General features: G+C 70.9%; 8 protein-coding genes and 1 tRNA gene. 6 read left to right on the forward strand and 3 right to left on the reverse strand.

From position 1 onward, the window contains the following. The first annotated feature begins 369 nt into the window (after window positions 1-369). A complete protein-coding gene (locus tag RB628_RS33090) occupies window positions 370-1,395 on the forward strand; it encodes a Ppx/GppA family phosphatase (protein ID WP_318324311.1) in 1,026 nt (341 codons plus the stop codon). Between the two features lie 31 nt (window positions 1,396-1,426). Here RB628_RS33090 and RB628_RS33095 read toward each other — a convergent pair whose 3' ends face one another. Next, window positions 1,427-2,263 (reverse strand): ANTAR domain-containing protein, encoded by an 837-nt coding sequence (locus RB628_RS33095; RefSeq protein ID WP_318324312.1) that lies wholly within the window; start codon window positions 2,261-2,263, stop codon window positions 1,427-1,429. Between the two features lie 133 nt (window positions 2,264-2,396). Here RB628_RS33095 and RB628_RS33100 point away from each other — a divergent pair, with 133 nt between their 5' ends. Both RB628_RS33100 and RB628_RS33105 read left to right on the forward strand, forming a co-directional pair. Then, the gene (locus RB628_RS33100) at window positions 2,397-2,771 is read left to right on the forward strand and encodes a helix-turn-helix domain-containing protein (RefSeq protein ID WP_318324313.1); all 375 of its coding nucleotides are present in this window, start codon (window positions 2,397-2,399) and stop codon (window positions 2,769-2,771) included. A gap of 196 nt (window positions 2,772-2,967) precedes the next feature. Then, window positions 2,968-3,240 (forward strand): hypothetical protein, encoded by a 273-nt coding sequence (locus RB628_RS33105; protein ID WP_318324314.1) that lies wholly within the window; start codon window positions 2,968-2,970, stop codon window positions 3,238-3,240. Between the two features lie 150 nt (window positions 3,241-3,390). Here RB628_RS33105 and RB628_RS33110 read toward each other — a convergent pair. Then, window positions 3,391-3,463, reverse strand: a tRNA-Glu gene (locus RB628_RS33110). An 80-nt stretch (window positions 3,464-3,543) separates the two neighbouring features. Next, window positions 3,544-5,193, reverse strand: a complete 1,650-nt coding sequence (locus RB628_RS33115; RefSeq protein ID WP_318324315.1) for a metallophosphoesterase family protein — start codon at window positions 5,191-5,193, stop codon at window positions 3,544-3,546. A gap of 114 nt (window positions 5,194-5,307) precedes the next feature. On the opposite strand from RB628_RS33115, the gene RB628_RS33120 reads away from it, so the two are divergent. The 3 genes from RB628_RS33120 to RB628_RS33130 all read left to right on the forward strand — a co-directional run. Next, window positions 5,308-5,658 (forward strand): metallopeptidase family protein, encoded by a 351-nt coding sequence (locus tag RB628_RS33120; protein ID WP_318324316.1) that lies wholly within the window; start codon window positions 5,308-5,310, stop codon window positions 5,656-5,658. A 263-nt stretch (window positions 5,659-5,921) separates the two neighbouring features. Next, the gene (locus RB628_RS33125) at window positions 5,922-6,482 is read left to right on the forward strand and encodes a hypothetical protein (protein WP_318324317.1); all 561 of its coding nucleotides are present in this window, start codon (window positions 5,922-5,924) and stop codon (window positions 6,480-6,482) included. A 234-nt stretch (window positions 6,483-6,716) separates the two neighbouring features. Beyond that, on the forward strand, window positions 6,717-8,430 hold a 1,714-nt coding region (locus RB628_RS33130), incomplete at its 3' end, for a DEAD/DEAH box helicase (RefSeq protein WP_318324318.1).

Genomic DNA, 8,430 nt, shown 5'->3' on the forward strand with positions numbered 1-8,430 from the left:
CCCGCGGCCTCCACCTTGACAGGGTGGCGAGCACTCCAAACTGCTCCACAGGACCTTGCTGTTGTGTGCGAAGTAAGTCTCGCACACCGTCTCGCGTGCTCCCAACGGGATTTCCCGCCGTGAACCGACGCTGACCGCGAACCCCGGACTGCCTGCTCGCCGTCGCCGATCTGGTGGTTCTGGGTGACCGGTTGGAGGCTGGCTGGCTGGCCGATGTCGCTGGAAAAGCGTATCAGACCACGGGGGCAGCTCCGCGCACGCGATGACGCAGGTCGCGGGGTGTGCGGTCCGGGTTCCCGGGCGCTCCCGGGGGCGGCTGAGTGCGTGTCGGAGGGAGTGGGGGGCCCGGCACCGGGTACTTCCGGTCCCATGCGGATGAGTGTGCTCGATGTGGGTTCGAACACGGTTCGGCTGATGGTCGCGGACACCGAGAACGGTGTTCCCCTGCCGGCGCACACGGCGAAATGGCGGCTGCGACTCTCCGAGCAGGTGGAACCCGGTGGAAAGATCCCCGAGAGAGCCGTGCGGCAGCTCGTGCAAGCGGTCGACTCGGCCGCCGGGACCGCCCGGCGCTGGGGTGCCGGAGAGCCGCTGGCCTTCGCGACGGCGGTCGTGCGTTCCGCACCGAACCGGCTCGACGTGCTGCGGGCCGTACGGGTCGAGACCGGCGTACCACTGTGCACGCTGCCGGGAGAGGTCGAGGCCGCGCTCACGTTTCTGGGCGCCCGGCGGTGGATGGGCTGGCGCGCCGGGTCTCTCGTGCTGTTCGACATCGGTGGCGGTTCGCTTGAGGTGGCCTTCGGGCGCGGCCGGCTGCCCGACTTCGCGGCTTCGCTGCCGCTCGGTGCGGGCCGGCTGACCCGGGAGTTCTTCCCCGGCCAGGACCCGCCGTCCGAGGAGGACCTGAAGGCGCTGCGCCGCAGAGTGCGCCATGAGCTGCGGGATGTTGCCGCACGGCTCAGCTGGGAGGGGCCGCACATGGCGGTGGCGACCTCGCGGACCTTCCAGCAACTGGCCCGGCTCTGCGGTGCCGCACCCGGGCGCCAGGGTCTGTTCGTGGCGCGGCAGCTGGACCGGGCGGATCTTGGCGCGTGCCTGCGGCGACTCGCGGCCCTGCCGGCGGCCGAGCGGGCGACGCTCCCCGGCGTCTCCGCGCCCCGGGCCCCGCAGAGTCTGGCCGGAGCGGTGGTGGGGCACACGGCGATGAAGCTGATGGGCATCAAGACGCTCACCATCTGCCCGTGGGCCATCCGCGAGGGAGTGCTGTTGCGGTGCGTCGAGGACGGCGGGTCGTGGTGGACGGAGATCACCCGGGAAGCGGAGATGACCCAGAAGAGGGCCGAAGCAGCGCCCCCGGGACCGACGCCGCTGCGGATCGCGACCCCCGAGGGGTGATGCGCCTCCGCAGGCGAGCCGCTCCTCCCCTCTACCGTTCCTCCCGCCACTCTTCTCTGCCCCAGGAGGCCACCGGATCAGGGTCCTCTGACGCTGTCCGGAGTTCGGCGACGGTCTCGGCGATCCGCAGCCGCACCGGCTCGGGGAGCGCGTCACCCGTGACGGCGCCGACGAGGCTGTCGGCCACCTCGTGCAGTTTGGTGTTGGTGTTCTGGGAGACGGCGACCAGAACCTGCCAGGCATCCTCGGAGCTCAGGCCGAAGGACGCCATGAGGACGCCCCGGGCGAGGTCGATGACGGGCCGCGTCTGCATGGCCCGGCGGAGCTGGACCACCTCGATCCGCAGATCCTGGTTCGATTCGCCGAGCGCGGTGATGTCCGCCCCGAGGGTTGTCGCCGCCGCTGGGGGCGTGTCCGGAGGCGGGACGGCTTCGTCGGCCTCGCCCGGGACGGCGGTTTCGTCGGTCTCGCCGTCGACGGTGAACAGAGGCAGTGTGCCGGTGATCGAGAGAAGCCGGAACACCGCGGCGCCGGCCGCCCGAATAGTGATGATCTTGCCGTCGTCCAGGGCCCGCCTGCGGAGGCGCAGCAGGACGTTGAGTCCGGAGCAGTCGCAGAAGTCCACGCCGCTCAGATCGAGATCGATGCCGCGGTCCGAGCGGGTGAGGGCCTGGCGCAGGCCGTTGTGCAGTGCCTGCTCGGAGACGATGTCGATCGCACCGGACACCACGACGAGCGTTTTGTAGCCCGAGGGGTGTGTCTCGATCCCGAGCAGGGGCGTCCCACCGTCGGTCCACCGAGCGACGGCCGGTGCCAAGGGGACTTTGTCCGCCACCGTGAGCTGCGTGGCAACTGCGCGTTCTGACATTGCGGCCACTCCGTAGGCATCGGTCTGTTGGTGCCTCCTCAAGCCTCGGTCCAGAGACCGTCGTACGTCAAGAGATACATGAAATCAAGTTCACCCTTTTGAATTCGCGAATCTATCGGCCTATCCTGTCGGCATGCGCGAAGTACCCGAGTCACATACTGGATGGACGTTCCTCACCAACCACTCCCGTGTGCTGGCTGCGATCGCGGAGAATCCCACCGTCCGCATCCGTGACATGGCCGCACGTTGCAGGCTCACCGAGCGTGCCGTCCAGAAGATCGTCGCGGATCTCGAGGCGGCCGGTTATCTCACGCACACCCGCCAGGGACGCTCCAACACGTACCGGATCGAGAACGGGACCATCCTGCGGCACCCCGCAGACGAGGGGCTGAGTGTCGCGGAGCTGCTGTCCCTCCTCGCTCGGCACGATGTCGCACATGCGACCGATGGCCGACGTGAGCTGCAGTCGACGGCTCCGCACGCCAGAAGCCCCGAAGGCGACCAGTGACGCGGTGAGCGCGTCCGCGCTCCCGGGTGACCGGGAACCTCGCCACGCGCGGCGGACCGGCCGGGCGCGAAGGCGCCTCTCGGCACCCCACCATTCAGGGCACGATCGAGCGGTGGCCCTGCGGCCGGTGGCCTAGCGGTCGCCTCGCGGGGTACCCGCGTGCATGATCGAGTTCCGTCGACGAAGGGACAGCGCCGTGAGCGACTACCGCACAGACACCCCCGACAACGACGGGGACGAGGCGCAGGAGCCCGGGCCGAAGCTCGTCCCGAGGGACATGCCCGACCAGCAGGCGGGCGCCGACGAGGACCACTGGGAAGTGGACGACGACCCGGCGGGCCCGGCGCCGGACGAGCGGCCCGACCCCGAGGTCCCCGACACGGACGAAGCCGGTACGGGTGGGCGGGGCGCCGCGCACGCCGACGGCGGGCCCGCCGAGCAACCCGTACCCGAAGAGCCGACCGCCTGACATTCCCGGCCGCCGACCCGCCGACCGGAGTTGGGCCGTCGCTGGCGCCCGGCGTCGCGTCGGGCGACTGTGGCCCGTGCATGCCTGTTCCCGAAAAGCACGAAATGGCGGCCATCCCTGATGCGGGATGCCGCCAACCGTACTTACCAGTGCCCCCAACGGGATTCGAACCCGTGCTACCGCCTTGAAAGGGCGGCGTCCTAGGCCGCTAGACGATGAGGGCTATCGGCCCGCCTGGGCGCTTTGCAGCGCGTCGGGGACGTGAGAAGCATAGGTGATGCCGGGGAGGTTCGCCAAAACGGTTTACGGGGTCGGGGTGGAGGAGGGTGACCGGGACGGAGACAGGGACGGGGAGAGGGAGGAAGCGGGAGGTGAGGAGGGCGAAGTGGGCGAGGGTGCCGGTGTCGCGCCCGGCTGGTTCTCCTTCGGCAGATGGCGGCTCACCTCCGCCGTGGTCAGCCCCAGCCCGCCCAGTTTGATCTCGTCCCACGCCTGGAGGCGACGGGTGTCACGGTCCAGGTAGAGCACGGACGCCTCGATCTGGTCCGGGTTCCGCTTCTCCAGGGCGCGCAGCCCGCTGCCGCCCGTCGAGCCCTCGATACGCAGGCGCGTGCCCTTCTCCATGACCTCCATCTCCGCGTGGTGGAGATGCCCGGCCAGGACGAGCGGGACCTCACCGTCCGTCCGCCGGGCCGCGTCCGGCTCGTGGGCCATCGCGATGTCGACCGGGGTGCCCAGGGTCCGCTGGTCGCGGATGGCCGAGGCCAGGCGGTCGCCCGCCAGCTCCTGGTCCGGGCCGCCGTCCTCCTCGCCGGCCGAGCGGTCCGGAGTGAACGCCGGGTCGCCGATGCCCGCGAAGCGCAGCCCCCCGACGGTGACCGCGCGGCCCTCGTCCAGGACGTGCACGTTCTTCATGCGCTGCAGATAGCGCTGGGTGAGCTGCGAGTCGTGGTTGCCGCGGACCCAGACGTACGGGGCCCCCAGGTCCCTGATCGGGTCCAGGAAGCCGTTCTCGGCGGCCGTGCCGTGGTCCATGGTGTCGCCGGTGTCGACGATGACGTTGATCTCGTACTGCTCCACCAGCGACGCGATGATCTTCCAGCTCACCGGGTTGAGATGGATGTCCGACACATGCAGGACGCGGATCGTGGCCGGGTCGGGCTGGTAGGTCGGGAGCGTGGACGTGACGTCGTACAGCTTCGTCACATTGGTCACCAGACGCGCCAACTCCTTCTGGTAGATGTCGAATTCGCTGACTATGCTGCGCGCGTTGCCCACCAGGGAGGGCGCCGAGGAGAGGAGCCCGGAGAACTTCGGTTCCAGGACCGACTTGGGGTTCCAGGTCGCGTACGCCGTCGCTCCCGACGCCATCAGGAGGGTGAGGGCGAGGCCGCCGGCCGCCAGGGCCCGGCGGGGGCGGCGGTAGACCGCGAGGCCGAGGGCGGTGGCTCCGGACACGACGGCCACGCAGGAGCGCAGGGCCAGGTCGAGGGTGCCGCTGCCGACGTCCTGGGCGACCTCTTCCTGGAGGCCGGAGAGGCGTTCGGGATGGTCGACGAGGGCCTGGGCGCGGACCGGGTCCAGCTGGTCGACGTTCACGTCGAGGCGGACCGGTGCTGTGTGGCTGCTCAGTTCCAGGGCGCCCAGCGGGGAGACGTTGATCTTCGTGCCGCCGGTGAGGGAGGGGCGCAGCGTCATCGTGGTGTTCATCGGGCCGACCGGGGTGCGTACGTTGCCGACGATCAGCAGCCCGAGCCAGGCACCCAGTAGGACCACCGCGACCAGACCCAGGGCGCGGGTCCACGGGTGCGGCTGATGGACCAGCTCGGCGACCGGGTGCGCGCGGCGGGCGTGGTAGTGGCCGGTGAGGGCGGTCAGGGAGCGACTGAGCGGGCGGGGGGTGGTGGTGCCAGGGCCTTTGGGGCGCGGGGTGTCGGCGGGTACGCGTGCCATTGGTCCCGTATGCCCAAGGCGTGGCGCGGCTATGCGGGGAGGTGGCGGGCACGGCTTTCATGAGGTCCGGGTCCGTGACCCCCGTACGGGCGGCCTGTACCCGACAATGGGCGTGTGCTGGAGATGACGCGCGAGGAGTTCGAGGAACTGGTCGCCGAGGCCCTCGACCATATTCCGCCGGAGCTGACGCGGCTGATGGACAACGTCGCGGTGTTCGTCGAGGACGAACCCCCGGCGGACGATCCCGAGCTGCTCGGACTGTACGAGGGGACGCCGCTGACCGATCGCGGGGAGTGGTACGCGGGGGTGCTGCCCGACCGGATCACGATCTACCGGGGGCCGACCCTGCGGATGTGCGAGACGCGCGACGACGTGGTCGCGGAGACCGAGGTGACCGTCGTACACGAGATCGCACATCATTTCGGAATCGACGACGAGCGGCTGCACGCGCTCGGCTACGGCTGACGGGGCCGGGGGTGGGGCGGGCCGGGATGGGGTGTCGTCCGTGCGCCGGTCGGGTCGCCTGCCTGCTCATCGAGGCCGGCGGCGGCCGGTCTGCCGGGCCACCGCGTCCGCCCGGCGGCCATGGCGGGCGGTCTCGCCCGTCGAGGGTTCTGCTGACGGGCCGGGGCGGGGCGTGCGGAGGCTGGTGCGGGGCGCGTGTCTTCTTGTGGGCGACGGGAGTTGAGCACGTTGACTCCTCGACTCCCCACCGGAGGTGGCTGCTCGTGTGCCCCTTGCATGTACCTGTCCGTCTGGCCGCCACGGTCGTGGCCGTCGCCGCTGCCGCCGGCTGTATGAGCGTGGGCGACGACGAAGGCGGCCGGGTCAAGCCCTCCCACTCCGCCGACCAGAAGGGCGGGGAGGCGCCGGACGGGGGCACGGCGGTGACCAGCGGCGGCGGTTCCGGGTGGGCCGGCAAGTCCGGGGGCGACGGCAGGCGGGGGCACGGGAAGGGCAAGGGGGACGCGAAGGACGCGAGTGAGGCGCCCGCTTCCCCGGGTGCCTCGCCGTCCGCCGGACAGAGCATGCCGGCCTCGGCGCCCGCCGAGCCCGGGGACGGCGCTGCCGGGTCCGTCGAGCCCGGTGCGCCCTCGCCGACCAGGGCTCAGCCGACGCCGACGAAGACCGCCGAGCCGACTCCGGAGCCGCCGGTCGAGTCGCCGACGCCCCCTCCGCCCCCGCCGTCGTCTCCGGTCGCGGAACCGTCGTCATCGGTGCAGCCGCAGCAGGCCCAGCCGCAACTGGGGACGCGGGAGCCGGAGCCGGAGGCCGGGGAGCCCGCCTGACGGGGGTTGCGAAAGGCTGCTGACCTGCGCGGACGGTACCCAGTTTGCCTAAGGTGGTGGTGGGTGCGTATGGTGGTAGATCGTTTGATCCCATTGCCTGGCGCCTTCAATAGACGCGCCGCGTGTGGCGCGTACTCTCCCTTGCCGTGGCTGACCGCATTGAGGCGGTCGACTTGCGAAATCACGGAGTTGACGGGCGCGTGCCGACGAGACTCCGGAAGGTTTCGCATTCGCATGTCCATTTCCAGTACTGATCACATCGTCGTGCCCGAGAACGAGAACGACGAGGCCATCGACCTCGACCTCGCGCAGACGGCCGCCGACATCGGCACCGACACCGACGTCGCCGACACCGAGTCCGGCGAGCCGCAGATCACCTTCACCGATCTCGGTCTCCCCGAGGGCGTCGTGCGCAAGCTCACGCAGAACGGTGTGACCAGCCCCTTCCCGATCCAGGCCGCGACCATCCCGGACGCCCTGGCCGGCAAGGACATCCTCGGCCGTGGCCGCACCGGCTCCGGCAAGACCCTCTCCTTCGGTCTCCCGCTGCTGACGAAGCTGTCCGGCGGCCACACCGAGAAGAAGAAGCCCCGCGGCATCATCCTCACGCCGACCCGTGAGCTCGCGATGCAGGTCGCGGACGCCCTCCAGCCGTACGGCGACGTCCTCGGCCTGAAGATGAAGGTCGTCTGCGGCGGCACGTCGATGAGCAACCAGATGTACGCCCTGGAGCGCGGCGTCGACGTCCTCGTCGCCACGCCCGGCCGCCTCCGCGACATCATCAACCGCGGCGCCTGCTCCCTGGCGAACGTCGAGGTCGCCGTCCTCGACGAGGCCGACCAGATGTCCGACCTGGGCTTCCTGCCCGAGGTCACCGAGCTGCTCGACCAGATCCCGGGCGGCGGCCAGCGCATGCTGTTCTCGGCCACGATGGAGAACGAGATCTCCACGCTGGTCAAGCGCTACCTGACCAACCCGGTCACGCACGAGGTCGACAGCGCCCAGGGCAACGTCACGACGATGTCCCACCACATCCTCATCGTGAAGCCCAAGGACAAGGCTCCGGTCACGGCCGCGATCGCCTCCCGCAAGGGCCGCACGATCATCTTCGTCCGCACCCAGCTGGGCGCGGACCGCATCGCCGAGCAGCTCTGCGAGTCCGGTGTGAAGGCCGACGCGCTGCACGGCGGTATGACGCAGGGCGCGCGTACCCGCGTGCTCGAGGACTTCAAGAAGGGCTACGTCAACGCCCTCGTCGCCACCGACGTCGCCGCCCGCGGCATCCACGTCGACGGCATCGACCTGGTCCTGAACGTGGACCCGGCCGGCGACCACAAGGACTACCTGCACCGCTCCGGCCGTACGGCCCGCGCGGGCCGTTCCGGCACGGTCGTGTCGCTCTCCCTGCCGCACCAGCGCCGGCAGATCTTCCGCCTGATGGAGGACGCGGGCGTCGACGCCTCGCGCCACATCATCCAGGGCGGCGCGGCCTTCGAGCCGGACGTCGCGGAGATCACCGGCGCCCGTTCGATGACCGAGGTCCAGGCCGAGTCCGCGGGCAACTCCGCGCAGCAGGCCGAGCGTGAGGTCTCGCAGCTCACCAAGGAGCTGGAGCGCGCCACGCGCCGTGCTTCCGAACTGCGCGAGGAGGCCGACCGGCTGACCGCGCGTGCGGCGCGCGAGCGGGGCGAGGACCCGGAGGCGGCTGTGGCCGCCGTGGCCGAGGCCGCTGCCGCCGTCGTCGTCGCGGAGGCCGCTGCCGAGGCGTCGGCCGTCGCGGAGGCGCAGGTGCGCGAGGAGCGTCCGCGCCGTGACGAGCGGGGCAACTACGAGCGCCGCGACCGCCGTGACGAGCGTCCGTCGGGTGGCTTCAACCGTGACAACGACCGTGGTGGCCGTTCCTTCGAGCGCCGTGACGAGCGTCCCTCGGGTGGTGGCTTCCGCCGGG

The organism is Streptomyces sp. ADMS, assembly GCF_033441795.1.
Taxonomy (GTDB): domain Bacteria; phylum Actinomycetota; class Actinomycetes; order Streptomycetales; family Streptomycetaceae; genus Streptomyces.

What these genes read in the sequence shown, in the direction of transcription:
- RB628_RS33095 (WP_318324312.1), bottom strand. Translation starts at nt 2,263, where the DNA reads ATGTCAGAACGCGCAGTTGCCACGCAGCTCACGGTGGCGGACAAAGTC.
- RB628_RS33100 (WP_318324313.1), top strand. Translation starts at nt 2,397, where the DNA reads ATGCGCGAAGTACCCGAGTCACATACTGGATGGACGTTCCTCACCAAC.
- RB628_RS33115 (WP_318324315.1), bottom strand. Translation starts at nt 5,193, where the DNA reads ATGGCACGCGTACCCGCCGACACCCCGCGCCCCAAAGGCCCTGGCACC.
- RB628_RS33090 (WP_318324311.1), top strand. Translation starts at nt 370, where the DNA reads ATGCGGATGAGTGTGCTCGATGTGGGTTCGAACACGGTTCGGCTGATG.